Annotated in this window: 23 protein-coding genes; 14 read left to right on the plus strand and 9 right to left on the minus strand. The window is 69.5% G+C overall.

Annotated elements, in window-relative coordinates; genetic code table 11:
• The first annotated feature begins 23 nt into the window (after window positions 1-23).
• From polA to K0H49_RS27160, 9 genes are all read left to right on the plus strand, one after another.
• Complete coding sequence (gene polA, locus K0H49_RS27120) at window positions 24-2,840, plus strand: DNA polymerase I (protein ID WP_219219515.1); 2,817 nt, start codon at window positions 24-26, stop codon at window positions 2,838-2,840.
• Window positions 2,841-2,860: 20 nt separating this feature from the next.
• A complete protein-coding gene (locus K0H49_RS27125; protein ID WP_219219518.1) occupies window positions 2,861-4,072 on the plus strand; it encodes an Lcl C-terminal domain-containing protein in 1,212 nt (403 codons plus the stop codon).
• Window positions 4,073-4,101: 29 nt separating this feature from the next.
• Window positions 4,102-5,391 carry a M20/M25/M40 family metallo-hydrolase gene (locus K0H49_RS27130; protein WP_219219520.1) on the plus strand — a complete coding sequence of 430 codons (1,290 nt, stop codon included), beginning with the start codon at window positions 4,102-4,104 and terminating at the stop codon, window positions 5,389-5,391.
• A 13-nt stretch (window positions 5,392-5,404) separates the two neighbouring features.
• On the plus strand, window positions 5,405-6,310 hold the full coding sequence (locus K0H49_RS27135; protein ID WP_219219522.1) for a LysR family transcriptional regulator: 906 nt from the start codon (window positions 5,405-5,407) through the stop codon (window positions 6,308-6,310).
• Window positions 6,311-6,645: 335 nt separating this feature from the next.
• The gene (locus K0H49_RS27140) at window positions 6,646-6,996 is read left to right on the plus strand and encodes a helix-turn-helix domain-containing protein (RefSeq protein ID WP_257625238.1); all 351 of its coding nucleotides are present in this window, start codon (window positions 6,646-6,648) and stop codon (window positions 6,994-6,996) included.
• Window positions 6,980-8,275, plus strand: a complete 1,296-nt coding sequence (locus K0H49_RS27145) for a type II toxin-antitoxin system HipA family toxin (protein WP_219219524.1) — start codon at window positions 6,980-6,982, stop codon at window positions 8,273-8,275. Before K0H49_RS27140 ends, K0H49_RS27145 begins: the two co-directional genes overlap by 17 nt.
• 38 nt (window positions 8,276-8,313) lie before the next feature.
• Entirely contained in the window at window positions 8,314-8,673 is a 360-nt protein-coding gene (locus K0H49_RS27150; protein ID WP_219219525.1) for a DUF2946 family protein, read from the plus strand.
• 217 nt (window positions 8,674-8,890) lie between these two features.
• Window positions 8,891-11,005: a TonB-dependent receptor gene (locus K0H49_RS27155; RefSeq protein WP_257625292.1), complete on the plus strand. Its 2,115-nt coding sequence runs from the start codon at window positions 8,891-8,893 to the stop codon at window positions 11,003-11,005.
• A 13-nt stretch (window positions 11,006-11,018) separates the two neighbouring features.
• The gene (locus K0H49_RS27160) at window positions 11,019-12,515 is read left to right on the plus strand and encodes a PepSY domain-containing protein (RefSeq protein WP_219219528.1); all 1,497 of its coding nucleotides are present in this window, start codon (window positions 11,019-11,021) and stop codon (window positions 12,513-12,515) included.
• Here the strand turns inward: K0H49_RS27160 and K0H49_RS27165 are convergent.
• Window positions 12,512-13,726 (minus strand): D-amino acid dehydrogenase, encoded by a 1,215-nt coding sequence (locus K0H49_RS27165; protein ID WP_219219530.1) that lies wholly within the window; start codon window positions 13,724-13,726, stop codon window positions 12,512-12,514. The genes K0H49_RS27160 and K0H49_RS27165 overlap by 4 nt on opposite strands.
• Before the next feature lie 240 nt (window positions 13,727-13,966).
• On the opposite strand from K0H49_RS27165, the gene K0H49_RS27170 reads away from it, so the two are divergent.
• From K0H49_RS27170 to K0H49_RS27190, 5 genes are all read left to right on the plus strand, one after another.
• Window positions 13,967-14,845 (plus strand): transporter substrate-binding domain-containing protein, encoded by an 879-nt coding sequence (locus K0H49_RS27170; RefSeq protein WP_219219532.1) that lies wholly within the window; start codon window positions 13,967-13,969, stop codon window positions 14,843-14,845.
• A 16-nt stretch (window positions 14,846-14,861) separates the two neighbouring features.
• Window positions 14,862-15,596 carry an aspartate/glutamate racemase family protein gene (locus tag K0H49_RS27175; protein ID WP_219219534.1) on the plus strand — a complete coding sequence of 245 codons (735 nt, stop codon included), beginning with the start codon at window positions 14,862-14,864 and terminating at the stop codon, window positions 15,594-15,596.
• Between the two features lie 108 nt (window positions 15,597-15,704).
• Entirely contained in the window at window positions 15,705-16,616 is a 912-nt protein-coding gene (locus K0H49_RS27180; protein WP_219219536.1) for a dienelactone hydrolase family protein, read from the plus strand.
• Window positions 16,617-16,743: 127 nt separating this feature from the next.
• Window positions 16,744-17,634, plus strand: coding sequence for a ZIP family metal transporter (locus K0H49_RS27185; protein ID WP_219219538.1), 891 nt, complete (start codon window positions 16,744-16,746; stop codon window positions 17,632-17,634).
• Window positions 17,635-17,711: 77 nt separating this feature from the next.
• The gene (locus K0H49_RS27190) at window positions 17,712-17,945 is read left to right on the plus strand and encodes a hypothetical protein (protein ID WP_219220440.1); all 234 of its coding nucleotides are present in this window, start codon (window positions 17,712-17,714) and stop codon (window positions 17,943-17,945) included.
• Window positions 17,946-17,980: 35 nt separating this feature from the next.
• Here K0H49_RS27190 and K0H49_RS27195 read toward each other — a convergent pair whose 3' ends face one another.
• From K0H49_RS27195 to K0H49_RS27230, 8 genes are all read right to left on the minus strand, one after another.
• Window positions 17,981-20,119: a DUF3300 domain-containing protein gene (locus K0H49_RS27195; protein ID WP_257625239.1), complete on the minus strand. Its 2,139-nt coding sequence runs from the start codon at window positions 20,117-20,119 to the stop codon at window positions 17,981-17,983.
• Between the two features lie 186 nt (window positions 20,120-20,305).
• Window positions 20,306-20,878: a DUF3299 domain-containing protein gene (locus K0H49_RS27200; RefSeq protein WP_219219540.1), complete on the minus strand. Its 573-nt coding sequence runs from the start codon at window positions 20,876-20,878 to the stop codon at window positions 20,306-20,308.
• 37 nt (window positions 20,879-20,915) lie between these two features.
• Entirely contained in the window at window positions 20,916-22,178 is a 1,263-nt protein-coding gene (locus K0H49_RS27205; protein WP_219219542.1) for an ABC transporter permease, read from the minus strand.
• Window positions 22,175-22,873 carry an ABC transporter ATP-binding protein gene (locus K0H49_RS27210; protein WP_219219545.1) on the minus strand — a complete coding sequence of 233 codons (699 nt, stop codon included), beginning with the start codon at window positions 22,871-22,873 and terminating at the stop codon, window positions 22,175-22,177. Before K0H49_RS27210 ends, K0H49_RS27205 begins: the two co-directional genes overlap by 4 nt.
• 7 nt (window positions 22,874-22,880) lie before the next feature.
• Entirely contained in the window at window positions 22,881-23,426 is a 546-nt protein-coding gene (locus K0H49_RS27215) for a DUF2796 domain-containing protein (RefSeq protein WP_219219547.1), read from the minus strand.
• Window positions 23,423-24,343, minus strand: a complete 921-nt coding sequence (locus K0H49_RS27220; protein ID WP_219219549.1) for a sulfurtransferase — start codon at window positions 24,341-24,343, stop codon at window positions 23,423-23,425. Before K0H49_RS27220 ends, K0H49_RS27215 begins: the two co-directional genes overlap by 4 nt.
• Window positions 24,344-24,375: 32 nt before the next feature.
• Window positions 24,376-25,308 (minus strand): DMT family transporter, encoded by a 933-nt coding sequence (locus tag K0H49_RS27225; RefSeq protein ID WP_219219551.1) that lies wholly within the window; start codon window positions 25,306-25,308, stop codon window positions 24,376-24,378.
• Window positions 25,309-25,412: 104 nt separating this feature from the next.
• Complete coding sequence (locus tag K0H49_RS27230; protein ID WP_219219553.1) at window positions 25,413-26,555, minus strand: aromatic ring-hydroxylating oxygenase subunit alpha; 1,143 nt, start codon at window positions 26,553-26,555, stop codon at window positions 25,413-25,415.
• Window positions 26,556-26,716: the final 161 nt, after the last annotated feature.

The raw sequence follows: 26,716 nt of genomic DNA on the forward strand, positions 1-26,716 counted from the left end.
CGCGGGCCGGGCAAAATGGCCCGATGACCGACAAGAAAACGCTGCTGCTCGTGGATGGTTCGAGCTACCTCTACCGCGCCTTCCACGCCATGCCCGACCTGCGGGCCGTGCCCGGCGACCCCAAGAGCCCGGCCACCGGTGCCATCCGCGGGATGATCAACATGATGAGCGCGCTGCGCCGCGAGGTGCGCGCCGACTACGCGGCCTGCATCTTCGACGCGCCCGGCAGGACCTTCCGCGACGACTGGTACCCCGAGTACAAGGCCAACCGCTCGCCCATGCCCGACGACCTGCGCAGCCAGATCGACCCGATCCACGAAGTGGTCAGGCTGCTGGGCTGGCCGGTGCTGACCGTGCCCGATGTCGAGGCCGACGACGTGATCGGCACGCTGGCCAAGATCGCCGCCGCGCAGGGCGTCGAGGTGATCGTCTCCAGCGGCGACAAGGACCTGAGCCAGCTGGTCGACGCACACATCACGATCATCGACACCATGAACGGCAAGAAGCGCGACGTGGCCGGCGTGACCGCCGAGTTCGGCGTGCCGCCCGAGCTGATGATCGACTACCAGACGCTGGTGGGCGACACCGTCGACAACGTGCCCGGCGTGCCCAAGGTCGGGCCCAAGACCGCCGCCAAGTGGCTGCTCGAGTACGGCTCGCTCGACGCGCTGATCGAACGCGCGGCCGAGGTCAAGGGCGCGGCCGGCGAGAACCTGCGCCAGGCCCTCGACAAACTGCCGCTGAGCAAGCGCCTGGTGACCATCCGCACCGATTGCGACCTGGCGGCCCATGTGAGCGGCCTGCCGTCGCTCGAAGGCCTGCCGGTGGGTGCGCCGCAGGTGGAATTGCTCAAGCCGCTCTACGAGATCTACGGCTTCAAGAGCCTGGTCAGGGCGCTCGAGGCGCAGGCGGTGCCGCCCGAGCTGATCGAGGAAGAGAACGCCAAGAAGAAGAACGCCAAGGCGCGCACCGACCAGGGCGGCCTGTTCGACGAGCCGTCGGAGCTCGATGCGCTCGAGGCCGCGGCCCCGGCGAGCAACCTGAAGTACGACACGATCACAACGTGGGAACAGCTCGACGCCTGGCTGGCGAAGCTCGACGCCGCCGAACTCGCGGCCATCGACACCGAGACCACCTCGCTCGACGAGATGGTCGCGCAGATCGTGGGGGTGAGCTTCAGCGTCGAGCCCGGCGAGGCCGCCTACATCCCGCTCGCGCACAACTACCCCGACGCGCCCGCGCAGTTGCCCCTCGACGAGGTGCTCGCCAGGCTCAAGCCCTGGCTCGAGAACGGCGCGAAGAAGAAGCTGGGCCAGCACATCAAGTACGACCGCCACGTGTTCGCCAACCACGGCATCGAGGTGCAGGGCTACGCGCACGACACCATGCTGCAGAGCTATGTGCTCGAGGTGCACAAGCCGCACGGGCTGGCCAGCCTGGCCGAGCGCCACCTGGGCCGCAGCGGCATCTCCTACGAAGACCTGTGCGGCAAGGGCGCGCACCAGATCTCCTTCAGCCAGGTCGACATCGCCAAGGCGGCCGAGTATTCCTGCGAGGACAGCGACCAGACGCTCGACGTGCACCGCACGCTGTGGCCCCAGCTGCAGGCCGACGAGAAGCTGGGCTTCGTCTACCAGCTCGAGATGGACTCGAGCGAGACGCTCTACCGCATCGAACGCAACGGCGTGCTGATCGACGCGCCCACGCTGTCGGCGCAAAGCCATGAGCTGGGCACGCGCATCATGGAGCTGGAGCAGCAGGCCTACGAAATCGCGGGCCAGCCCTTCAACCTGGGTTCGCCCAAGCAGATTGCCGAGATCTTCTTCACCAAGCTGGGACTGCCGGTGGTCAAGAAGACGCCGAGCGGCGCGCCCAGCACCGACGAGGAGGTGCTGGAGAAGCTGGCCGAGGACTACCCGCTGCCGGCCAAGATCCTCGAGCACCGCGGCCTGTCGAAGCTCAAGGGCACCTACACCGACAAGCTGGGCCAGCTGGCCAACCCGCGCACCGGCCGCGTCCACACGCACTATGCGCAGGCGGTGGCGGTGACGGGGCGGCTGTCGAGCAACGACCCCAACCTGCAGAACATCCCGATCCGCACGCCCGAAGGCCGCCGCGTGCGCGAGGCCTTCGTGGCACCGGCCGGCAGCGTGATCGCGAGCGCCGACTACTCGCAGATCGAGCTGCGCATCATGGCCCACATCAGCGGCGACGCCTCGCTGCTGCGCGCCTTCACCGAAGGCATCGACGTGCACCGCGCGACCGCGGCCGAAGTGTTCGGCAGCACGCCCGACGAGGTGTCGAGCGAGCAGCGCCGCTACGCCAAGGTGATCAACTTCGGCCTGATCTACGGCATGAGCAGCTTCGGCCTGGCGAAGAACCTGGGCATCGAGACCAAGGCTGCTGCCTCGTACATCGAGCGCTACTTCGCGCGCTACCCGGGCGTGAAGGCCTACATGGACGAGACCAAGGCGCTGGCCAAGGAGCAGGGCTATGTCGAGACCGTGTTCGGCCGGCGCCTCTACCTGCCCGAGATCAACTCGCCCAACGGCCCGCGCCGCGCCGGCGCCGAGCGCGCGGCCATCAACGCGCCCATGCAGGGCACGGCCGCCGACCTGATCAAGCTCAGCATGGTCAAGGTGCAGGATGTGCTCGAGGCCGAGGGGCGCGGCACGAAGATGATCATGCAGGTGCACGATGAACTGGTGTTCGAGGTGCCCGAGGCCGAAGTCGAATGGCTGCGCACCGAGATCCCGCGGCTGATGGCCGGCGTGGCTGATCTCAAGGTGCCGCTGCTGGCCGAGATCGGTGTCGGCCCGAACTGGGACAAGGCGCATTGAGCCCGAGGCATGCCCTCGCCATGGCGGCCGCCCTGCTGGGGCTGGCCGCGGCGCCCGCCAGTGCGCAGCCGGCCGTGAAGGTGTCGCCGACCGGCGTGCGCCAGTGCCTGGGCTTCCAGCCGGATGGCTGGCCCGCGCCCCAGGCCTGCGCCGAGGCCGGACCGTTGAAGGTGGTGCCCAAGCAGGACGGCCTCCAGGGCGCGGGGCCCCTGGCCTACGAGGCCGTGCCGGGGCAACCGCTGACCGCCTGCGTGCGCGATCGGGTGTCCGGCCTCATCTGGGAAGGCAAGCCCGACAGCGGCCGGCAGCCCTGGCCCGTGCTGCCCGCGCGCGCGGAAGGCTTGCCCCGCTTCGACACCGAGGGCTACGGTCCGCAGAACAGGCCGGCGCCCGGCAGCCGCGGCCACAGCGACGCCTATTCCTTCCACCGCGATGGCCGGCCGGGCGGGGCGCTGGCCTATGTGGCCGCGGTGAATGAGAGCCGGCTGTGCGGGTACGCGGATTGGCGCCTGCCCACGGTGGCCGAACTGCACGGCCTGCTCGACCTGGGCAAGGAGCGGACGCCCGATGTGCGGCCCACGCGGCCGCTGGCCGAGCAGGCGCTCATCGACGCTCGGTGGTTTCCCAACACCGTACCGGCGGTCTACCTGACCTCGGAATGGCGCGATGACACCAACGTCTGGTGCGTGAATTTCGCGAATGCCCATGTCTACGACTGCGACCCCGACATGACGCACAAGCCGCCGCCGCTCTTCGTGCGCCTGGTGCGGGGCCCGGCCGTGCCGACGACCGATCGCTGGCGCGCGTTGCCCGACGCGCGCGGCGTGGCCGGCGGCGCGGTCGAGGACCGTCACACGGGCCTGGTGTGGCGCCGCTGCGCGGAGCCGCAGACCTGGAACGGCCAGCGCTGCGCCGGGAAGGCCGGGCGCTACGACTATGTGCAGGCCTTGCAGCACGCCAGCGTGCAAGCGGGCTGGCGCCTGCCGACGATCAAGGAAGTGAACAGCCTGGCGCAGCGCGAAGCCGGGCGCTTCACGTTCCCCGCCGTGGGCTTCCCGGCACCGGGCGATGACCCTCGGCGCGTGGGCCACTGGTCTTCCACCGTCTGCGACGCCAGCGCCGGAACGGAGACCGCGCGTGCCTCGGTCAGCGCCTGGGTGTTGAGCGACGCCGGCACCCTCCACTGCGAGGCGCGCATCATGCACCTCGAGGTCCGGCTCGTGCGCGAGTGATCCCATCCTCTCGATCAGGAAATCCCCCGATGCTTCCAAATTCCGCCCGCACCTTCGTCCTCCGTGCACTGCTGCCGATGCTGCTGGCCGGTGCCGCCGCGGCAGCGCCCGACCCGCGCATCGCCGACCTCGCGGCCGCGCAGAAGCAGCCGCTGCTCGATTCGCTGGCGCAACTGGTGGCCATCGAGTCCGGCAGTCGCGACCTCGAAGGACTCGAGAAGCTATCCAACCTCATCGCCGCGAAGTTCAAGGCCCTGGGCGGCGAGGTCGAGCTGATCGACCCGAGCGCCGAGGCCTACCGCATGGAGGACACGCCCGAGCAGTTGGGCCGCGTGGTGCGCGCCACCTTCAAGGGCACGGGCCAGAAGAAGATCCTGCTCATCGCGCACATGGACACTGTCTACACGCAGGGCATGCTGGCCAGGCAGCCGTTCCGCATCGACGGCGACAAGGCCTACGGCCTGGGCATCGCCGACGACAAGCAGGGCATTGCGGTGATCCTGCACATCGTGTCGATGCTGCAGCAGATGAAGTTCAAGGACTACGGCACGCTCACCGTGCTGATCAACGGCGACGAGGAGATCAGCTCGCCCGGCGCGCGCGGCCTCATCACGCGCATGGGCGCCGAGCACGACGCCGTCATGTCCTTCGAGGGCGCCTACGTGAAGGACGACAAGCTCTCGCTGGCCACGGCGGGCATCGCCTCGGTCACGCTGAACGTCACGGGCAAGGCCTCGCACGCGGGCTCCGCGCCCGAGAGGGGCGTGAACGCGCTGTACGAGCTGTCGCACCAGATCCTGCAGATGCGCGACCTGTCCGACCCGGCCACGGGCCTGAAGATGAACTGGACCATCTCCAAGTCGGGCAGCAACCGCAACGTGATCCCGGCCAGTGCCACGGCCGGCGCCGACGTGCGCGTGCTCAAGGTCAGCGACTACGACCGCATCGAGCAGCAGGTGAACGAGCGCGTGAAGAAGCAGCTGATTCCCGAGGCCAAGGTCGAGCTGAAGTTCGAGCGCCGCCGTCCGCCGCTGGAAGCCACCGACGCCTCGCGCGCCCTGGCTGCCCACGCGCAGCAGATCTACAAGGACGAGCTCGGCCTGCCGCTGGGCGCCGACGACAAGGCCGCCGGTGGCGGCACCGACGCGGCCTTCGCGGCACTGAAGACGAAGGCGCCGGTCATCGAGCGCTTCGGCCTGCAGGGCTTCGGTGCGCATTCGGCCGATGCCGAATACGTGCTGGTCGATTCGATCGCGCCGCGCCTGTACCTGGGCACGCGCCTGATCATGGACATCGCCCTCGGCAAGACCGGCCACTGAGCCACCGCCCGCGATGCGCCTGCGCCACATCGAGGTCTTCAACGCCATCATGCTCACCGGCAGCGTGAGCGCGGCGGCGCGGCTGATCAACATCACGCAGCCGGCCGTGAGCCGCACGCTGCAGCATGCCGAGCTGCAGCTGGGCTTCCCGCTGTTCGAGCGCGCCAAGGGCCGGCTGGTGCCGACCACCGAGGCGCTCACGCTGTACCCGCACATCGAGCGCCTGTTCGCGCAGCTCGACGAGGTGCAGCGGCTGGCCTCGAACCTGCGCACCGCGGGCGACACCGGCGAGCTGCGCATCCTCAGCGTGCTGGCGCTGAGCTACGAGGTGCTGCCGCGCGCGCTCAAGATCTTCCGCGAGAAGCACGCGGGCGTGGCGGTGACGGTCGAGTCGCTGCACTCGCCGCAGATCCTGTCGGCGCTGCTGTCGCAGCAGGCCGATGTGGGCTTCGCCTTCAGCCCGGCCGTGCACCCCTCGCTGCTGCAGGAAACGCTGGCCGACAGCCGCATGGTCTGCATCGCGCCCAAGGGCATGCTGCCGCGCGCGCTGGTGCGCAACGGCTCGGTGGCGCTGCACGACCTGGCCGAGCGCCCGGTGGTCGGCCTCGACAGCCGCGACCCGGTGGGCACCAGCCTGAGCCAGGCCTGCCGCCAGGCCGGCGTGGGCTTCCACCAGGCGGTGGTCACGGTGCAGACCTACCACGCGGCGCTGGCCATGGCGCACCACGGCCTGGGCGTGGCCCTGGTCGACGGCTGCACGGCCGCCTCGGCCGACCGAAGCAAGGTCGACGTGCTGGCGCTGGAGCCGCACATCCCGGTGCCGATCCGTGCGCTGCGGCTGTCGGGTCGGCCCGACTCGGTGGTGGTGCGCGCGATCACGCTGGCGATGCGGCAGGCGATCGAGCAGATGGGGGTGTGAGAACGTGCGAAATGACCTGCTGCGCACCCCTATTCCTGAGGTGCCCAAGCGTACGTGTGTGGCGGCGCCACGCCAGAACGCCGTCCTGGCAGGCTTGGGACGCTCGCGACGGTTGCTTCATACGTTCTGACGCGAGCGTGCGGTAGAGGCCTGAATTGGGGGCAAATTCCATTGCCATGACGAGATTTCGTCCGATAAATAAGACATTTATTGATTTATTGATGGATATATCGGTCAAAAACAGGATGATCTAGGTGCAAGGCATAGGTGCCTTCATACAAAAACGTCAGATACTTCATGCAAATAAAATTGAAGTGATTAAAATATCGGACACCATGCCCAGGACCTTTCAGGCGCAGTTTCCGTCGATCGAAAAGCAGATGCGCGCATTGGCCGCGCGAATGCGCACCGCACGGTTGCGCCGGCGCATCACCACCGTCCAATTCGCGGAGCGGGTGGGCATCTCGCGCGACACGCTCCATCGCCTGGAGTCGGGTGACCCCCACATCGCGTTCGGGACCTACATGCGTGCGCTGCGCGTCCTGGGCCTGGAGAAGGACATGGACGCCGTGGCCAGCGATGACGTCCTGGGCCGAAAGCTACAGGACCTGGCGCTGGTTTCTCCCCGCACCCGACGGAGCGCGTCGCCTGCAATGGCGCCGCCCGCCCATGGCGAAGAAGACTGAGCGCAGGTCGTACGAGGTCCATCTGGACGCGCCCGAACTCGGCCTGCGGCAGCAGGTCGGCACGCTGCACCGCCATGAGACCCGCACCGACGTACCGCCGGCCTTCGAATACGCGCCGGCCTGGCTCCAGAGCGCCTCGTGCTTCATGCTCGATCCTCGGCTCGATCTCTACGGAGGCGAGCAGCATCCGCCCCGCGGAACAACGGCCTTCGGAATCTTCATGGACTCGGCGCCCGATCGCTGGGGTCGCGTCCTGATGGAGCGCCGTGAGGCTGTGGTCGCCCAGAGGGAAGGGCGCAAGATGCGCGCCCTCCAGGACCTCGACTTCCTGCTCGGCGTGCACGACCTGACGCGTTCCGGCGGGCTGCGCCTGCGTGCAGCGCCCGACCCTGCTCTGGCAAAGGCGGGCCGGGCGATCGAGCCGAATCCCTTCCTCGACGACAGCGCGCATGCGGCGCCTCCGGTGACCGATCTGCAGACCTTGGCGCATGTCAGCGCCAGGCTCGAGGAGCCGGGTGTGGAGCGCATGCCGGAGTACGAACGTTGGCTGTCGATGCTCATCGCACCCGGCACCTCGCTGGGCGGCGCGCGGCCCAAAGCCAACTTCACCGAGACCGACGGCGCGTTGTGGATCGCCAAGTTTCCCGCCCACGAGGATCGGCACGATGTCGGTGGCTGGGAGCACGTGGTGCACCAGTTGGCTCGTCGCGCGGGCATCGCCGTGCCGGATTCCCGCGCACTCCGATTCGGCGAGGGCTACCGCACCTTCTGCGTGCGCCGCTTCGACCGCACGCCCGCGGGACGGCGCATGTATGCCTCGGCCATGACGATGCTGGAGCGGCAGGACGGCGAAGAGGGTGCGAGCTACCTGGACCTGGCCGAGTTCATCGCGGACAACGGGGTCAAGGGCCAGGTGGAGGCTGATCTGGCGCAGCTCTTTCGCCGCATGGTCTTCAACATCCTGGTCGCCAACCGCGACGACCACCTGCGCAACCACGGCTTCATCCGGGAGGCCACGGGCTGGCGGCTCTCCGCCGCCTTCGACATCAACCCCAACCTTGCCAAGGCCGAGCACGCCCTGAGCATCGATGGGCACAACGCCTCGCCGGACATCGACGTCGCGCTGGCGACCGCCGAGCTCTACCGGCTCGACGCCACGGCGGCGAGGGCCGTGCTCGACGAGGTGTCGAAGGTGGTCGGCACCTGGCGGGCCACGGCGGAAGCCCTGGGCATGGCCGGCACCGAGATGGCGCGAATGGCGCGGTCGTTCGAGTCCTGAGCAGGCCGCGGTTCACATTCAAGCCATAATCCCGCCCCATGTCCATCCTGCGCCGCATCACCCTCCTGCACCGTTGCGTGCTGGCGTGGTTCCTGCTGTCGCTGGGTGTGGCGGTCGCCGCGCCGATCGTGCATCCGCAGGCGATGGAACTGGTGTGCTCGACGGCCGGCATGATCAAGGTGATCGTGCAGACCGACGATGGCGCGCAGGAGCTCGGGACCGTCGGCACCGACTGCCCCTTGTGCCTGCTGGCCGGCGCGCCGCCGCCCACCCTCGCGCCGATGAAGATTGCGGCGCCGCTGCCGCTGGCCCGTGCGGTGCAGTCGATCCCCGCGGCGCGCATCGCCGCCGCCACCGCCGCGCCGCTGCCGGCGCGCGGGCCGCCCTCCCTTTCCTGACGTCCCATCGCTGCATCCCCCGCGTGCCTTGACGGCGCGCGTGCGGCTGCACCTTCGAGGGTCCGCGACCGTCCGATCCCGCATCGGCGGCCTCGCGGCAAGCGACTGCGCAGCGCGCGGTCGCGTTCTTCAGTGAGTGAGTGTTTCCATGTCCCGTTCTTCTTCCCTCGACCGCGCCCTGCGCGCGCGTCGTTCCCTTCTGGCCGCCGCATCGCTGATGGCCTGTGCCGGCGCGATGGCCCAGTCCGCCACCGCCTCGCTGCCGCAAGTCGAGGTCTCCGACGACGCGCCGCGCGGCAACGGCCGGCTCAACCTCGACACGCCGGCCGAGACCGGCAGCCGGCTCGGCCTGAGCGTGCGCGAGACGCCGGCCTCGGTCACGGTGGTCAACCGCGCCACCATCGACGCACGCGGCGCGCAGGACACGCAGGAGATCCTGCGCGCCGTGCCCGGCATCACCGCCCACAACGCGCCGGGCTCGATCGGCGTGAGCTACCGCGGCTTCGGCAGCGGCTCGCTGTCGCAGATGTTCAATGGCATCAACGTGCAGTACTCGATCGCCGCGCGGCCGGTCGACAGCTGGATCTACGACCGGGTCGAGGTCATCGGCGGGCCGTCGAGCTTCCTGTTCGGCGCGGGCGGCGTGGGCGGCTCGATCAACTACATCACCAAGCTCGCCGAGCGCAGCGACTTCTCCGAAGTGCAGCTGCGTGCCGGCAGCAACGACTTGAAGGAGGCCTCGCTCGGCCTCAATCGCCGCATCGCAGGCGACGGCGGTGCCGGCAGCCACTACCTGCGCATCGACCTCAACCACCGCGACACCGGCAGCTGGACCGACGGCACCGATGCGCGCTCGACCCAGCTGGCCGCCTCGCTGCTGTCGGACCTCGGCGGCGGCCTGACCCACACGCTGGCCTACGAGTACCAGAAGGAGCAGGTCGACCGGCCCTACTGGGGCACGCCAGTGCTCAACCCGGCCATCGGCACGCTGCGCGTCGACCCGGCCACGCGCTTCAAGAACTACAACAGCGCCGACGGCATCTATGCGCAGGAAGTGCAGTGGCTGCGCTCGATCACCGAGCTGCGCGCCAGCGACACGCTGCAGTTCAAGAACACCTTCTACGTCTACGACGCGCTGCGCGACTACCGCAACGTCGAGAGCTACCGCTTCAATGCGAACAACACCGCGGTGATCCGCTCGGGCGCGTTGCTGCAGCGCCATGACCAGACGATGGTGGGCGACCGCCTCGACGGGCTCTACCAGGGCAGCATCGGCGGGCTGCGCAGCGATTGGTCCTTCGGGCTCGACCTGAGCCGCAACCGGCAGACGCGCTTCCCCAACAGCCTGCCGGCGACCGTGAGCACGGTGAATCCCTACCAGTTCACGACCGAGAACTTCTTCAATGTGCCGGGCATGCAGCCGGGCTTCAACCCCGACCGCAACAACGAGATCAAGACCACCGCGCTCTACCTGGAGAACCGCACCGCGCTGCGGCCTGCGCTCAACCTCGTGACGGCGCTGCGCCATGAGCGCATCGACCTCGAGCTCACCAACCAGCGCGCGGTCACGGCCGCCAGTCCCGCCAGCTTCAGCCGCAGCTACAGCCCGACCACCGGCCGCATCGGCCTGGTCTGGGACTTCGCCCCCGGCGCCAACCTCTACGCGCAGTACGCGACCGCGGCCGACCCGCCCTCGGGCGTGCTGTCGACGGCCTCCTTCTCCGACGTGATGAACAACAGCGAGCTCACGACCGGGCGCCAGTTCGAGCTCGGCAGCAAGCTGGACTTCTGGCAGGGCAAGGGCACGGCCACCGTGGCGGCCTACGACATCACGCGCAAGAACATCGCCACGCAGGATGCGAACAACAGCGCGCTGACCGTGCTGGTGGGCCAGCAGTCGGCGCGCGGCGTGGAGGTGGCGGTGGGAATCCAGCCCACGGCGCAATGGTCGCTGCAGGGCAACTTCACTTATGTCGACGCGCAGTACGACCAGTTCCGCCAGGGCGGCGTGTCGCTGGCCGGCAAGACGCCGACCAACACGCCGTCGACCGTGGCGAACCTCTGGGTGTCGTATGCGATCACGCCGGCCGTGCAGGCCAGTGTGGGCGTGCGCCGCGTCGGCAAGGTTTATGCGGATGCCGCCAACACCATGACCTGGCCGGCCTACACGCTGCTCGACCTGGGCCTGAGCTGGAAGATCAACAGGTCGGTCACGCTGGTCGGCCGCGTGCGCAACGCCACCGACAAGCTCTATGCGGCCAACGTGAGCAGCACCCAGGCCTACCTCGGCGCGCCGCGCACCGCCGACCTCACGCTGCGCGCGGCGTTCTGAGCAGGGCGACGCGATGCTGCCCCATGCCAAACGCTGGCTCTTCCTGGTCCACCGCTGGCTGGGCATCGTCGCGTGCGCCTTCTTCGCGATGTGGTTCGTCTCGGGTGTGGTGATGATGTACGTGGGCTATCCCAAGCTCACGGCCGAGGAGCGGCTGCAGCATCTGCCGCCGCTCGATGTCTCGGCGCCGCTGATGGCACCGCGTCAGGCGCTCGATGCGGCGGGCCTGCAGGGACCGCTGCAGTCGCTGCGCCTGGCCGCGGCCAGCGGAGGCCGCGCGGTGTACCTCGCGGTGCCGGCGCAGAAGCGCGCCACGGTGGTGATCGATGCGCAGACCGGCGCGGTGCTGCGCGAGGTCGACGAGGCACGGGTGCTGGCCAGCGCCCGCGCCTTCGCCGGCCCAGGCGTGGCGATGCAGGCGGAGGGCACCATCGACGAGGATGCCTTCAGCCATTCGCGCGGCCTCGACGCGCACCGGCCGCTGCACCGCGTGCAGCTCGACGATCCGGCGGCCACGCGGCTCTACATCTCGGGCACCACCGGCGAGGTGGTGCGCGACGCGCCGCGCGCCGAGCGGCTCTGGAACTACGTGGGCGCCTGGATCCACTGGCTCTATCCCTTCCGCGGCAACGTCTTCGATCCCTACTGGGCGGACATCGTGAACTGGCTGTCGATCCTCGGCATCGTGGTCACCGTCGCGGGCACGGTCGTCGGGATCATGCGCTGGCGCTTCGCAGGCCGCTACAAGAGCGGCTCGCGCTCGCCCTACCGCGGTTTCATGATGCGCTGGCATCACATCACCGGGCTGCTGTTCGCGCTGGTCACGCTGACCTGGATCTTCAGCGGCCTGATGTCGATGAACCCCTGGCGCATCTTCGACAGCGGTGCGCCGGCGCTGCGTGTGGCGGCAATGAACGGCGGGCCACTGGTGGTCGGTGAACGCGATGCAGCGCCAGCCATGTTGCTGGCCTCGGCCGGTCGCGAGGTGCGCGAGCTGCAGTGGGAGAAGGTCGACGGCCGCACCCTGGTGCTGGCGCGCGGCGCGGCGGGTCGGCCGCTGCTGCTGGCCTCCGAAGGCGAGCGGACGGCCATCGACGAAGCCGCGCTGAAAGTGGCCGTGGCGCGCCTGCTGCCCGACGCGGTCGCGCGCATCGAGGTGCTCCGGGCCTACGACCTCCACTACTACGCGCGCGATGCCCACACCATGATGGGCGGCACCGAGAAGCCGCTGCCCATCTGGCGCGTGGTGTTCGACGACGCGCAGCAGACCTGGGTGCATGTCGATCCTTCGACCGGCGCGGTGCTGGGCCGCAGCGACCGCACGCGGCGAGCGAGCCGCTGGCTGTTCGCGATGCTGCACAGCTGGGACTGGCTGCCGCTGCTCGAGCGCCGGCCGCTGTGGGACATCGTGCTGGTGCTGCTGAGCCTGGGCGGTGCGGCCCTGAGCCTGACCGGCGTGGTGATCGGCTGGCGCCGCTTGGGCAAGAAGCTCGGGGCCGCGAGAGCTTAGGCGCGCAGCGTCTCGGCGATGCGCTGCGCCGAACCGAAGGCCAGCGTGAAGCCCAACGCGCCGTGGCCGGTGTTGAACAGCATGTTGGCCGGTGCGGCCGCGCGCCGGCCGATGATCGGCAGGCCGGTGGGCGTGGCCGGGCGCATGCCGGTCCAGGGGCTTGGGTCGTCGAAGCGCTTGATCTGCGGGAACACCGCGCGCGTGGCCGCGGCCAGCGTCTCGATGCGGTCGGCGGGAATGCGCGTGTCCTCGCCCACCAGCTCGGCCATGCCGGCCACGCGCAGCCGCGAGCCGATGCGCGCGAACACCACCTTGCGTGCGCTGTCGGTCACGCTCACGCGCGGCGCGGCGCCCACGGCCTCGTCCACCTCGAGCGTGATGCTGTAGCCCTTGAGCGGGTACACCGGCAGCGAGCTGCCCAGCTTGCGCCCGAGCCGGTGCGAGGCCGTGCCAAGCGCCATCACGAAGGCATCGGCCTCGACCGTGCCCCCATCGCCGGTGCGCACCGCGGCCACGCGGTTCTGGCGGATGTCGAAACCCTGCACCTCGGTGCCGAGCAGGAAGCGCACGCCGCGCGCGCGCAGCGCCTGTTCCAGCGCCAGGCAGACCTTGAGGCAATCGGCCGCGCACTCGCTGGGCGTGTGGACCGCGCCCGCGATGCGGGCCTGGTAGCCGGCCAGCGCCGGCTCGATCGCCACGCACTCCGCGGGCGTGACCAGCGTCTGCTCGCTGCCCATGCGGCGCTGCAGCTCGACCTGGCGGCGCGCGCCCTCGAGGCCCTGGGCGTTCTGATAAAGCACCAGCTTGCCGGTGGCGGAGAAGTCGCAGTCGGGCGCGATCTCGGCGCGCATGGCCTCGAAGCCCAGGCGGCTGGCCGCGGCCAGGGTGAGCAGCGCGGCCGTGCTCTCGCGCGAGGTCTGGGCGTTGCAGGCGGCCATGAACTCGATGCCCCAGCGCCACTGCAGCGGGTCGAGCCGCGGCCGCAGCTTGAGCGGCGAGTCGGCGGCCAGCAGCAGCTTGGGCAGCTGCTTCCAGATCGAAGGATCGGCCAGCGGCTGCACGTAGGAGTAGCTCAGCTGCGCGCCATTGCCGCCGCTCGCGCCCGCGCCGGGCGCGGCACGGTCGATCACGGTCAGCGCATGGCCGTCCTGTAGAAGCTGCCAGGCCGTGGCGAGGCCCACGATGCCGGCCCCCAGCACGCACACGCGCATGGCTCGTCCTTTTCTTGTTGTCGATTGCTGCAATGCCGCAACTCTAGGCCGCCCGGCACGAATGCGGAAATGCCAAAAGCACCCACACCCATAGCCGGAACGCATGGGTGGGCCCACGCATAACTTTGGGGCATGGGGCAGGGCGCAAAAGGAATGATGGCTTTCCTGTGACAACTTCCTACACTGGCTGTCCGCGTCGGTCTTCGACGTCCTTCCCACCCGAACACTGAAAGGGCTCGCATGAAACTCTCCGTACTGATGGCTGCCATCCTGCTGACCGCCACCGGCGCCCAGGCCGCCGACACGCTGGCGAAGATCGCCGCGGCGAACAAGATCACGATGGCCTATCGCGAATCGTCGGTGCCCTTCAGCTACCTGGACGGCCCGAGCAAGCCCATCGGTTTCTCGGTCGACCTGTCGAACGCAATCGCGGCGGAAGTGAAGAAGAAGCTCAACAAGCCCAACCTCGAGGTGTCGTGGATGGCCGTGACCTCGCAGAACCGCATCCCGCTGCTGCAGAACGGCACGGTCGACGTCGAGTGCGGCTCGACCACCAACAACAGCGCGCGCGGCAAGGACGTGTCCTTTGCGATCAACCACTTCTACACCGGCACCCGGCTGCTGGTGAAGACGAATTCGGGCATCAAGAACTACGCCGACCTCAAGGGCAAGAAGGTGGCGATCACCACCGGCACCACCAACATGCTGGTGGTGCGCAAGTACAACGAGGACAAGAAGCTCGACATCGACATCGTGTCGGCCAAGGACCATGCCGATGCGCTGCTGCTGGTCGAGAGCGACCGCGCCTCGGCCTTCGCGATGGACGACATCCTGCTGTACGGACTGCGCTCCAACTCCAAGAGCCCGGCCAGCCTCGAGGTGGTGGGCGACGCGCTGCAGGTCGAGCCGTACGCCTGCATGCTGCCCAAGGACGACCCGCAGTTCAAGGCGCTGGTCGACGGCGTGATCGTCGGCCTGATGAAGTCGGGCGAGTTCGAGAAGCTCTACAACAAGTGGTTCCTCGGCCCGATCCCGCCCAAGGGCCTGCCGGTCGGCCTGCCGTTGAGCGACGAGCTGCGCGAGAACATCAAGACGCCGTCGGACAAGCCGGCGACCTGATGCGGGGGTGACTGACATGACGCAGGTGGTCGGCATCCTGGGGGGCATGGGCCCGGCGGCGGGCGCCGACTTCGTGCGGCTCTTCGTCGACGCCTGCGCCCAGCACATGCGCGCGGCGGGCGAGCCGGTGCGCGACCAGTCCTTTCCCGAGCATTGGCTCGCGCAGGTGCCGGTGCCCGACCGCAGCGGCGCGCTCGAGCGCACGGGCGAGGGCGCGCACCAGCCGCTCGAGCCGATGCTGCAGGCGCTGGGCCGGCTGGCCGCGCTGGGCAGCCGCGCGGTTGCGATCGCCTGCAACACCGCGCATGCCTGGCACGCGACGCTGCAGCAGCGCTTTCCGCAGATCGAGCTGCTGCACGTGGCGCGCGAGGTCGCGGCCCATCTGTCGGCCCGCGGCGAGACCCAGGTCGCGCTGATGGCGACCGAAGGCACCTACCGCGTGCGCCTGTACGAACAGGCGCTGGCCGACAGCGGCCTGCCATGCCACCTGCCGACCGCGCAGGAGCGCCGCCTGCTGATGCGCGGCATCTACGAGGGCGTGAAGGCCGGCGACCTGCCGCTGGCCGAGGAACTGTTCTCCGAAGTGGCCCTGCGGCTTTCGCAGCGCCACGGCGACGTGGCCATCGTCATGGGCTGCACCGAGGTGCCGCTGGGCCTGCAGGGTGCGGCGGCGGTGCGCGGACTCAAGCTGGTCGATCCGGCCCGGGTGCTGGCGTCCGCATTGGCGGAGCGCGCCTACGCCAGGGCTTAGGGATCTGCCCTACATTGCAGCAGCGCCCCTCGCGGCGCGAGCCTGCCGGTGCACCTCCCGCGCCGCGCATCCCCCTTTGCAATGTCCCGTCCCTTCCCAGGAGTGAGCATGTCTTCCCTCGACGATCCGCGTTCCGATCTGCAGGCCGATTTCGATTCGCTGCGCCCCGGCGACAGCACCGCCCAGGGCGCGACGCGCCGCACCGCGCTCAAGGCCGCGCTGGGCGCGGGCTACGCCGCCGCCACGCTGCCGATCGCGGCGCAGACCGTCATCACGACCTCCGACGACGGCCTGCAGGCCGGCCCCATCACCTACACCGTCAACGGCTTCAAGGTGCCGGCCTACGCGGCCGCGCCCTCGGGCAAGACCGGGCTGCCGGTGATCCTCGTGATCCAGGAGATCTTCGGCGTGCACGCGTACATCGCCGACACCTGTCGCCGCTTCGCCAAGCTGGGCTACCTGGCCATCGCGCCCGAGCTCTACGCGCGCCAGGGCGATCCCAGGACCTACACCGAGATCCCCAAGCTGCAGAGCGAGCTGGTGTCGAAGGTGCCCGATGCGCAGGTCATGGCCGACCTCGACGGCGCGCTGCAGTACGCGGCATCGAACGGCGGCGACGTGTCCAAGGCCGGCATCACCGGCTTCTGCTGGGGCGGGCGCATCGTCTGGCTCTATGCCGCCACGGGCAAGGTCAAGGCCGGCGTGGCCTGGTACGGCCGGCTGGTCGGGCAGGCCAGCGAGAACACGCCGCGTCACCCGGTCGACGTCGCGGCCACGCTCAAGGCGCCGGTGCTCGGTCTTTACGGCGGCAAGGACCAGGGCATTCCGCTCGACACTATTGATAAGGTAAAATCAATTCTGGCGACCGGATCGGACGCCGCCAGGATTTCGCAATTCGTCGTGTACCCCGAAGCGGGCCATGCCTTCCATGCCGACTACCGGCCGAGCTACCTCAAGGAGCCGGCCGAAGACGGCTGGCAGCGCGCACTGGCCTGGTTCAAAGCCAACGGCGTCGCCTGAACCCTTCCAGGGGCGGGCGAACGCTCCCGCCGGCATGACGAAAAGCCGCCCTTCGGGGCGGTTTTTGTTGGGGGATCGAACCCGCGGGCATCGCGCCCGTGCACTGAGAGAACGCAAGAAGAACGTCATGAATTTGCTGATCATCCTGGCCGCCACCCTGGTCGCGGGCATCGGAAGCGTCTGGGTCGCCGCACTGCTGATGCGCGTGGGTGTGCGCAGCAGCGGTGGCGTCAACCCGCAGCACCTGCTGAGCCTGGCCGCGGGCGCGCTGCTGGCCACGGCCTTCATGCACCTGCTGCCCGAGGCCTTCGAGAGCGGCATTGCGCCGACCCTGCTGTTCGCCGCGCTGCTGTTCGGCGTGGTGTTCTTCTTCCTGCTCGACAAGGCCGAGCTGTGGCACCACGGGCACGAGCACAACGCGGCGGAGACCCAGGGCCACGCGCACGATCACCACGGTCACGACCATGCGCACGCGCATGCGCCGCGCACCGGTGGCTGGGCGGTGCTCACCGGTGACAGCGTGCATTGCTTCGGCGACGGCATCCTGATCGCCTCGGCCTTCGCCGCCGACATGCGGCTGGGCCTGGTGGCGGCATTGGCGGTGCTGGCGCACGAGGTGCCGCACCACATCGGCGACCTGGTGGTGCTGCGGCAGACCTCGGCGAACCCGCGTGCCGCCTTCATCAAGGTATCGTTGGCCGGCACCATGACGGCCCTGGGCGGGTTCGCGGGCTGGTGGCTGGTGGACCAGCTGCACACCTGGCTGCCCTATTTCCTGGTGCTGGCGAGCAGCAGCTTCATCTACGTGGCGCTGGCCGACCTGATCCCGCAGCTTCAGAAACAGCTGCCGACCCGCCAGACCTTTGCCCAGATCGCCTGGCTGGTGGCGGGCATCGTGCTGGTGACGCTGGTGAGCCGGCTCGCGCATGGCGAACACGGCCATGGTCACGACCATGGCCATGGTGAACCTGGTCATTCGCACAGCGAAACGGCGCCCGCCTCCGACCCCAGGCATTGAGCGGGATCGGGTTGCATGCCCGGTCGAAGAGGCGCAGCATGGGTGGCCTCATTCCGTCCTTGCTGGAGACCCGTGCCATGACCGCTGCCGACCCGCGCCCGCGCACCGTACCGCCCTTGATGGCGGACGATGCCAACGACCTCGACGACGCCGAAGAGAGCCTGGGCGACAGCCTCGATGTGTCCGAGCCCTCGGCCACCGACGAACTGTCGGAGGAGACCGGCATCGACCTCAGCGATGCCAGTGAACTCGATGCCGACAACGTGCCGGCCGACGAGGAGCACGACCGGATCATGCAGGCCCCGGACTGAGTTCCAGGGCGTGCCGCCCATCGGCGGCGCGTGACTCAGGGCCGCTGTTCTTCCGGCGGCCGACGGCCCGGTGGGCGCTGGCCTGCCGCTGCCGCCTGTGCATGTTGGCGCGCCTGCTCTTCCGCCTGGCGCCGTTGCTGCTGACCCTGTTCCTGCTGCTGGCGCTGCGCCTGCTCCTGTTGATGGCGCTGCTGCTGCATCTGTTGCTGCTGTTGTTGCTGGCGCGATTGCTCGGCTTGGCGGCGCTGCTGCTCCTGCTGTTGTTGTTGTTGCGCCTGCGCAGCCTGGTGCCTCTGCTGATCCTGTGATTGGCGCTGGCGCTCCTGGGCCTGCTGCTGCTGCTGCTGACGCGCCTGCTCCTGTTGCCGCGTTTGTGCATCGAGCTGCTGGCGCTGCTGCTCCTGCTGCGTACGGGCCTGGTCGGTCCGGCGCTGCTGGTCGGCGGCTTGTTGCTGCCGCCGTTGCTCTTCCTGCTGGGCCTGTTGCTGGCGTTGCTTTTGCTGGCCTTGCGCCTGCATCTGCTGTTGGCGCTGTTGCTCCTGCTGCGTGCGCGCCTGGTCGGTCCGGTGCTGCTGGTCGGCCGCCTGCTGCTGCCGCCGTTGCTCTTCCTGCTGGGCCTGCTGCTGGCGTTGCTGCAGTTGCTGGTTTTGCGCCTGCACCTGCTGCTGGCGCTGTTGCTCCTGCTGCGTGCGCGCCTGGTCGGTCCGGTGCTGCTGGTCGGCTGCCTGTTGCTGCCGTCGCTGTTCTTCCTGCTGCGCCTGCTGCTGGCGTTGCTGCTGCTGCTGCTGCTGACCTTGCGCCTGTATCTGTTGCTGGCGCTGTTGCTCCTGCTGCGTGCGGGCCTGGTCGGTCCGGCGTTGCTGCTCGGCGGCCTGTTGCTGCCGGCGCTGTTCTTCCTGCTGCGCCTGTTGCTGCCGTTGCTGCAGCTGCTGGCTCTGGGCCTGCATCTGCTGCTGGCGCTGCTGTTCCTGCTGTTGCCGGACCTGGTCGCGCTGGGCTTGTTGCTGTTGCTGCTGCTGTGGGGCCGCCTGCACGAGCTGCGGCGGCGGTGGCTGCTGGCGCTGCGCGGGCGCGTTGTTGTTGTAGACGTTGCGGATGTTGTTGTTCGTGATCGTCTCGGAACGCGAGACGTAGCTCGACTGGTTGTAGATCACCGTCGGGCGGTCCTGCGCACGCCGCTCCGGTGGCCGGCCGTCGGGCCGCCGTTCGTCGCGGCCCCGGTCGCCCCAGTTCATGCCCCACGAGTTCCAGCCCCAGCCGTGGCGCTCGATGGCGCTGCCGACGATCACGCCGAGCCCGAAGGTCACGGCGCCGGCGGTGGCGATCTGCGCATTGCTGTAGCCCGGCTGCACATAGACGGGCGGCGGGGGCGGTGCATAGGCATAGCCCGGGTAGACCGGCAAGGGCTCGCCGTAGATCTGCTGCGGGTCGTAGCGCGGCACATAGACCACGTCGGGTTGCGCCGGGGCGATGGTGATGAGCTGCTGCGGCGCCTCGATGATCGGCGGGCCCGCATAGATCGGCTGGGCGTTGGGGTCGGCCGTGTAGACCGGTGTGGCCGTGGCCGCCGACGCGGCCGCCACCTTGAGTTGCGGCGTGCTCTTGAGCCGGCCGGCGTGCTGGGCGCGCTGGCGCATCACCTGCACGGCGTTCAGCACATCGGCGGGGTCGTTGTAGTAGGCCTGGCCCAGCGCGGTGGTCCAGGGCAGGTTCTTCGCCATTTGGTCGAGCACCGTGCGGAAGGCCGTGAGCGACTTGATGCTCGGGTCCCAGGCCTGGCGCTCCGCGGCGTCGGCCAGGGGGCCGGCCTTGAGCGCGGCATTCTGGGCCAGCCACTGGTCGGCGGCCGTGATCTGGTCGGGATAGGTCGCGCCGGCAAGCACCTGTGCCACCAGCTTGTCGGGGTAGAGCGCGATCGGCGCCACCATCTGGTAGAGCTGCTCGGCCGAGGGCGGCGTGTAGGCGGGAGCCGGGGGCGGTGCGGACGCCGCCACGGGCTGGGTCGCGGCGATTGGTGCGGTGGCGGGCGCCGCGGCCGGGGGCTCGGCGGGCTTGTTGCAGCCGGCCAGCACGAGCACCGCTGCACTCATCGCGGCGAGGATGAAGGGGGTGTGCGGCCGGCGCACCGAAGGGGCCGTTGCGGCGCGCGGCGCCGATCGCTGAAGTTGAGCCATGTCTCGCTTCCTGAGGGTGACGAACGTGATCGGTGGCGGCCGGCATCGTCTGCGTGCGCCGCCATCCTCTCAACGTTCACCCTGACCCGGCCGCCGACCGCAGGTGTGACAGTGCGTTTCCTCTGCGCGTGTCAGCGCCGATGCTCCTTGGGCCCCGTCACGGAGCCAAGGCGGGCTGCCGGCCGCTCAGTTCTTCGCACCGCCGCCGTAGGCCGTCACGCTCTGCGCATCCATGCGGTAGCCGGCCACGCCCATGCCCGAGTCGCTGCGCGCGGTCTTGAGCGTGCCGACCACCCAGACCGCGTCCATGGCGCGGAACTTCGCGGCCTTGGCCGGGTGCACGTGCAGGATCTGGTTGGCCGGCGGCGGCGGCGTGTGGATGCAGGCGCCGAAGTAGGGCACCAGCAGGAACTCGGTGATCTCGCCGGCCTTCTTCTGCTCCAGCGGCACGATGTAGCCGGGGATCCTGACCTGCGCGCCGTCGAGCGACGCATTGACCGGCGCGTTGTCGAAGGCCTGCTGCATCTTCTTCATCAGCGCGGTGGCGCGCGGGTCGCCGTCCTGCAGCCGGCCGATGTCGGTGGCGCTGAAGTCCTTCATCGGGTCCCAGTCCTTGGGCACCAGTTCTTCCCAGACGATCTCGCGCACCGCGCCCGGCCGGGCCTTGGCCGGCACCGCGGGTTCGGCCGCGGGCGCGGGCAGCAGGGCGAGGGTGCCCGCGGTGAGGACGAGGGCGCGCAGCAGGTGGAGGGGCTTCATGGCAAGTGTCCTGGGTCCAAGGGCGAAGTGTCCGGTTTCAAAGGCGCGGCGACAGCCCGTCGGCCAGCGAGAGCCGGTAGGCGCGCAGCGCGGGCAGCAGGCTGGCGAGCCAGCCGGCGCCGAGCAGCGCGGCCAGCAGCAGTGCCTCGTTGGCGGTCGGGGTCGACAGCGCCAGTGTGAGCCCGAAGTGTGACTGCAGCCAGGGCGACAACGCGGCGATGCCCAGCACCGCCGCCGCCGTGCCGACCAGCACGCCGGCCAGCGTGACCAAGGCGCCCTCGATCGCCAGCAACGCCAGCACATGGCGCAGGCCTGCGCCAGCCGCGCGCAGCACGGCGAGCTCACGCCGGCGCTGGTCCAGCCCGGCCAGCACCACCGACACCAGACCCGCGAGGCTCACCAGCGCGACCAGCGCCGACATCAGCAGCAGGGCGTTCTCGCCGACGCCGACCATGTCCCACAGCGCGTCCAGCGCCACGCCGGGCAGCACCGCCATCAGCGGCTCGCCGCCGTAGGTCGAGACCCAGCGCTGCACGCCGAACACCGCCGAGCGGTTCTTCAGGCCGACCAGCGCGGCCGTCACGTTCTTGGGCGTGAGGTCGAGCTGGCGCAGCTGTTCGGTCGACAGCCGCAGGCCGGGCAGCGGCGCGCCGCCGCGCCAGTCGGCATGGAGGGCCTCCATCGCCTCGAGCCCGATGTGCACCGTGCGGTCGACCGGCGTGCCGGTGCGCGCGAGGATGCCGACCACGGTGAAGGGCTTGTCGGCATGCTCGGCCACGATCAGTTCGCCCGTGCCGTGCGCCAGCGTGATGCGCTGGCCGACCCGGTAGCCCAGGCGCTCGGCCACCTCGGCGCCCACGACCGCGTCGAACAGGCCCTCGAAGGGCCGGCCTTCTTGTAGAACCAGCGGTTGGCGGTCACCGTAGTGGAAGTGCGTGAAGTAGGCGGGCGTGGTCGCGAGCACCGCGAAGCCGCGGTGCGAATCGCCCAGCGACAGCGGCACGACCCAATCCACGCCCGGGTGCGCGGACAGCGCCTGCACGCTGGTCCAGGCGATGTTGTTGGTGGCCGCGCCGATGCGGAACACGGCGTACAGCAGCAGCTCGGTCGAGCCGGTGCGCGCGCCCACGATCAGGTCGGTGCCCGAGACGGCCGACGAGAAGCTGTCGCGCAGCTGCGTGCGGATGCGTTCCACGCCCAGCAGCAGCAGCGTCGACAGCGCGATCGACAGCACCGTCAGCATGAGCGTGGTGCGGCGGTTCCAGGCGCTGCGCCAGGCGATGGAGAACAGCGCGCTCATCGGGTGGTGGCGCGGTTGAGGTCCGGCAGCCGCAGCACACGGGCGAAGCGCGCCGCGATGCGCTGGTCGTGGCTCACGAACACCAGCGCGCTGTGGTGTGCCTGGCAGGCCGCCAGCAGCACCTCGAGGAAGGCCTCGCGGTGGCCCTCGTCGAGGGCCGAGGTGGGTTCGTCGGCGATCACCAGTTCGGGCTGGCCGATCAGTGCGCGCGCCGCGGCCACGCGCTGTTGCTGGCCCACCGACAGCTGCAGCGCCGGGCGGCGCCACAGGGTGCGATCCAGGCCCATGCCGGCGAGCAGGTCCTCGGCCTGGGCGCGCGGCGTGCCGTGCTGCTGCGCGGCGCGGTTGCGGCGGCGGTCGGAAAAGCGGCAGGGCAGCAGCACGTTGTCGAGCACGCTCAGGTAGGGCAGCAGGTTGAACTGCTGGAAGATGTAGCCCACGTGCGCGACGCGGCAGCGGTCCCGGGCCGCACCCGAAAGCGCGGCCCAGTCGTGGCCCAGCAGCGTGGCGCGGCCGCTGTCGGCCACCAGCACGCCGGCCATCAGCGACAGCAGCGTGCTCTTGCCGCAGCCGCTGGGGCCATGCAGGAACAGCGTGTCGCCGGCCAGGACCTCGAGCCGCTCGATGTCGATGCACGGCGCTGCGGCGCCCGGCCAGCCGAAGCGCAGCGCTTCGATGGCGAGCACCTGGCTCATTGCGGCGTCACTTGCCCCACGCGAGCCGCGCGTTGGGCCGCTTGAGCGTGCGCTTGAACTGGCCCTGGGGCGAGACGATCTGGACCTCGATCTGGCGCGGGCCCTTGAAGGCGGTGAACAGTGCCACGTCGATGAACTTCACGGCCGAGGCGGTGGCGCAGTTGAAGGCGAAGGTGGCGTCGATGTCGGCATGGGCGCCGGCCGCCGGCGCCGCGGCATCGGCCTTGCCCAGGCCCAGCACCGGCGCGCGCAGGTCGACCGGGCCCAGCTTGCAGTTGCCGGCCGGATCGATCGCGAACAGCGTGTCGGCGGCGCGCAGCCTGGCCACGGCCTCGTCGACCGTCTTCTTCTCGGCATCGCTGCGCGGTGCGCGCTCGAAGCCAAGGAAGTTGTCCAGCGGTGCTTCCATCATGATCACCACGGTCGGGCCCTCGACCGCGACATCGAGCTTGACCTGGCCATGCACGTGGGCCTTCTGTTGCGCCTGCGCCGCGAAGGGCAGCGTGCACAGTGCGGCGGAAAGAAGGAGAAGACGGGACAGTCCTCGGTTCATGGTGCGGCGCCTTGCCGGGTCGGCAGCCCCGGGGTGTTGCTCCATTCGCTCCAGCTGCCGGCATAGAGCGCGGTCGACCCCAGGCCCGCGATGCGCATCGCGAGCAGGTTGGGCAGGGCGCTCACGCCGCTGCCGCACTGGTGGACGACCGTCGAGGGATCGCGTCCGGCCAGCAGGGTTTCGAATTCGGCGCGCAACTGCGCGGCGGGCTTGAACTTGCCGTCCGGACCGATGTTCTCGGCGAAGGGGCGGTTGAGCGCCCCGGGGATGTGACCGGCGATCGGGTCCAGAGGTTCCACCTCGCCGCGGTAACGGGCACCCGCGCGGGCGTCGATCAGCGTCTGGCGCGCAGCGCCGAGTCCGGCCGCGACCTGTTGCGTGCCGACCAGCGCGACGCGCGGTTCCGAGGGCACGAAGTTCGACTGGAAGTGCGCCGGCTCCTCGCCCTGCGCCACTGCGCCGCCCGTGGCCTGCCAGGCCTGCAGGCCGCCGTCGAGCACCGCAACCGCCTCGTGGCCCATCCACTGCAGCATCCACCAGAGCCGGCCGCAGTAATTGGCGCCGTTGCGGTCGTAGACCACGGCCTGCATGCCGTTGGAGAAGCCCACGCTCGACAGCCAGATGGCGAACTTCTCGCGGCTGGGCAGCGGGTGGCGGCCGCCCGAGGCGGGCACGCCGTCGTCGTGCGCCACCACCACCGCGCCGTCCTTGCCGGGCAGGCCGTGGGGGGCGCTCAGGGCTTCGTCGAGGCTGGCGTACACCGCGCCGGCGATGTGCAGCTCGAGGTACTGGGCGGCGCCGGCTGCGGGCTTCATCAGGTCGAAGCTGCAGTCGAACACCATCAGCGGCGTGCCGGCCGCCTGCAGGGCCTGCAGTTGTTCGGGGGAGATCAGGGTGTCGTAGCGGGGGGTGGACATGGGAACTCCTTGCAGGAACGGGGGGACAGACGTCAGTGTTCTTCGGCCGGCGCCTTAGGCAGCGAGCGTTGGCGCAGGAAGGTGGCGGCGATGCCGCTCAGGATGATCAGGCCCATGCCGGCCCAGCCGCTCAGGTCCAGCCGGTCGTCGAACAGCAGGGCGCCGTAGATGGCCGCGAAGATGATGCCCGAGTACTGCAGGTTGGCCACCAGCAGCGTACCGCTTTCCGACTTGGCCGTGGCATAGGCGCGCGTCATGCACAGCTGGCCCAGCGCCGCGAGCACGCCCACCGGCAGCAGCCAGGCGGCATGCGCCCAGGACCATTGGGCCCAGGGCGTGAAGCCGTCGATCACCGTGACCAGGCCGCCCGCGACGGCCGAGCCGACCGCGAAGTAGAAGACCGTGCGCGCTTCGGGTTCGCCGGCGCGCGAGAGTGCCACCACCTGCATGTAGGCGAAGGCGGCGGTCATGCCCGAGAACAGGCCCAGCAGGCTGGCGAAGCCCTGGCTGCTGTCGACGCTGGGCTTGAGCATCATCACCACGCCCGCGAAACCGATCAGCACCGTGAGCACCATCGTTCCCTGGAACGGCGGCCGGGGAATCGAGCCGTCGCGACCGGGCACCGGCACCCAGGCCAGCAGCGCGCCGCCGACCAGGAAGGCCGCGATCCAGACGCTGCTCATGTAGTTGAGCGTGACCGCGGTGGCCAGCGGCAGGTGCGCGATCGCATAGAACCACGCGCCTAGCGATACCACGCCGATCAGGCTGCGCCAGGCATGCATGCCCGGGTAGCGCGTGCCCAGCGAGACGCCGCGGTTGCGCGCCAGCAGCCAGAGGAAGACGATGCCGATCAGGCCGCGGTAGAACACCAGTTCGGCGCTGGTGAACCAGGCCGAGGCGATCTTGACGCACAGCCCCATGGTGGCAAAAAACAAGGCGCCCAGAACCATCCACAGAGCTTGCATCGTTCGTCAGTCGCCGTGCTTCGGCAGGGTTGGGAGGAGGGGGCGTGAAACGCAGCGCAACGGGCTCGGCCCGACCGCGGGTGGGCGTGGTGACACGAAGTGCGCTACGCCGCAGGGGCGAGCTTGTTCCGATACCACTCGTGGAATTGCTGCATGCCGTCTTCCATGGGGCTCTGGTAGGGGCCGGTCTCGTTGTCGCCGCGCAGCATCAGCGCGCGGCGGCCGGCGTCCATGCGCTCCGCGATCTCGTCGTCTTCCACGCAGGTCTCCATGTAGGCGGCCTGCTGGGCCTCGACGAACTCGCGCTCGAAGGCGACGATTTCCTCGGGGTAGAAGAACTCGACCATGTTGAGCGTCCTGGTCGGGCTGATGGGGTGCAGCGTCGACACGGTGAGCACGTGCGGGTACCACTCGATCATCACGTGGGGGTAGTAGGTCAGCCAGATGGCGCCGTACTTGGGCGGCTTGCCGTCGCGGTACTGGAGCAGCTGCTCCTGCCACTTCTGGTAGACCGGGCTGCCCGCGCGGCCGAGCCGGTTGGCCACGCCCACGGTCTGCACCGAGAAGTCGTCCTTGAATTCCCAGCGCAGGTCGTCGCAGGTCACGAAGCTGCCCAGCCCGGGGTGGAAGGGACCGACGTGGTAGTCCTCGAGGTAGACCTCGATGAAGGTCTTCCAGTTGTAGTTGCACTCGTGCAGTTCGACGCGGTCGAGCGCATAGCCGGTGAAGTCCAGGTCGGCACGCGGGCCGAGGCCGGCCAGGTCGGCGGCCACGTCGCGTCCGCTGCCGTCGGGGTTCTTCTCGAACAGCAGGCCGTTCCACTCTTCGAGCGGATAGTTGTGCAGGTTGAGGCAGGGGTCCTGCGCGAAATGCGGGGCGCCGATCAGCGTGCCGGTGGCGCGCGGGTCGGAGGCCGCGTAGGTCCAGCGGTGCAGCGGACAGACGATGTTGCCGCCGGTGCGCGCATCGAGCTGGCCGCGACCCTGGAGGATCAGCGCCTGCCGGTGGCGGCAGACGTTGGAGATCAGTTCGACGCCCTTGGGCGTGTGCACCAGCGCGCGGCCGTCGTGCTCCTGCGGCAGGGTATGGAAGTTGCCGAGCTCCGGCACCGCCAGCCGGTGGCCGACGTAGCGCGGTCCATGGGCGAACAGCGTCTGCAGCTCGCGAGCGAAAAGGGCTTCGTCGAAGTACGCGGAAACCGGAAGTTGGCTCTGGGCCTGCTGCAGTTGAAGACTTAAATCAGACATGGGTGACCTGACCAAGCTCCCCACAGGGAGGAAAAAGGAAAAAGAGGCGCCGTCTGGCGGATGCGACGGCCCGAAAAACATCGCCGGCGGGCGCCGGCGTGGAGGAGGGGGGATTGTACCCGGCCGCCCCTTGGCTGCGGGCCGTGGCCGCAGCGTCCCCA

It is taken from the genome of Variovorax boronicumulans, assembly GCF_019352895.1.
Taxonomy (GTDB): domain Bacteria; phylum Pseudomonadota; class Gammaproteobacteria; order Burkholderiales; family Burkholderiaceae_C; genus Variovorax; species Variovorax boronicumulans_A.

Coding starts and splice junctions, on each gene's coding strand:
- polA (WP_219219515.1), top strand. CDS start 24: ATGACCGACAAGAAAACGCTGCTGCTCGTGGATGGTTCGAGCTACCTC.
- K0H49_RS27125 (WP_219219518.1), top strand. CDS start 2,861: ATGGCGGCCGCCCTGCTGGGGCTGGCCGCGGCGCCCGCCAGTGCGCAG.
- K0H49_RS27130 (WP_219219520.1), top strand. CDS start 4,102: ATGCTTCCAAATTCCGCCCGCACCTTCGTCCTCCGTGCACTGCTGCCG.
- K0H49_RS27135 (WP_219219522.1), top strand. CDS start 5,405: ATGCGCCTGCGCCACATCGAGGTCTTCAACGCCATCATGCTCACCGGC.
- K0H49_RS27140 (WP_257625238.1), top strand. CDS start 6,646: ATGCCCAGGACCTTTCAGGCGCAGTTTCCGTCGATCGAAAAGCAGATG.
- K0H49_RS27145 (WP_219219524.1), top strand. CDS start 6,980: ATGGCGAAGAAGACTGAGCGCAGGTCGTACGAGGTCCATCTGGACGCG.
- K0H49_RS27150 (WP_219219525.1), top strand. CDS start 8,314: ATGTCCATCCTGCGCCGCATCACCCTCCTGCACCGTTGCGTGCTGGCG.
- K0H49_RS27155 (WP_257625292.1), top strand. CDS start 8,891: ATGGCCTGTGCCGGCGCGATGGCCCAGTCCGCCACCGCCTCGCTGCCG.
- K0H49_RS27160 (WP_219219528.1), top strand. CDS start 11,019: ATGCTGCCCCATGCCAAACGCTGGCTCTTCCTGGTCCACCGCTGGCTG.
- K0H49_RS27165 (WP_219219530.1), bottom strand. CDS start 13,726: ATGCGCGTGTGCGTGCTGGGGGCCGGCATCGTGGGCCTCGCCACGGCC.
- K0H49_RS27170 (WP_219219532.1), top strand. CDS start 13,967: ATGAAACTCTCCGTACTGATGGCTGCCATCCTGCTGACCGCCACCGGC.
- K0H49_RS27175 (WP_219219534.1), top strand. CDS start 14,862: ATGACGCAGGTGGTCGGCATCCTGGGGGGCATGGGCCCGGCGGCGGGC.
- K0H49_RS27180 (WP_219219536.1), top strand. CDS start 15,705: ATGTCTTCCCTCGACGATCCGCGTTCCGATCTGCAGGCCGATTTCGAT.
- K0H49_RS27185 (WP_219219538.1), top strand. CDS start 16,744: ATGAATTTGCTGATCATCCTGGCCGCCACCCTGGTCGCGGGCATCGGA.
- K0H49_RS27190 (WP_219220440.1), top strand. CDS start 17,712: ATGACCGCTGCCGACCCGCGCCCGCGCACCGTACCGCCCTTGATGGCG.
- K0H49_RS27195 (WP_257625239.1), bottom strand. CDS start 20,119: ATGGCTCAACTTCAGCGATCGGCGCCGCGCGCCGCAACGGCCCCTTCG.
- K0H49_RS27200 (WP_219219540.1), bottom strand. CDS start 20,878: ATGAAGCCCCTCCACCTGCTGCGCGCCCTCGTCCTCACCGCGGGCACC.
- K0H49_RS27205 (WP_219219542.1), bottom strand. CDS start 22,178: ATGAGCGCGCTGTTCTCCATCGCCTGGCGCAGCGCCTGGAACCGCCGC.
- K0H49_RS27210 (WP_219219545.1), bottom strand. CDS start 22,873: ATGAGCCAGGTGCTCGCCATCGAAGCGCTGCGCTTCGGCTGGCCGGGC.
- K0H49_RS27215 (WP_219219547.1), bottom strand. CDS start 23,426: ATGAACCGAGGACTGTCCCGTCTTCTCCTTCTTTCCGCCGCACTGTGC.
- K0H49_RS27220 (WP_219219549.1), bottom strand. CDS start 24,343: ATGTCCACCCCCCGCTACGACACCCTGATCTCCCCCGAACAACTGCAG.
- K0H49_RS27225 (WP_219219551.1), bottom strand. CDS start 25,308: ATGCAAGCTCTGTGGATGGTTCTGGGCGCCTTGTTTTTTGCCACCATG.
- K0H49_RS27230 (WP_219219553.1), bottom strand. CDS start 26,555: ATGTCTGATTTAAGTCTTCAACTGCAGCAGGCCCAGAGCCAACTTCCG.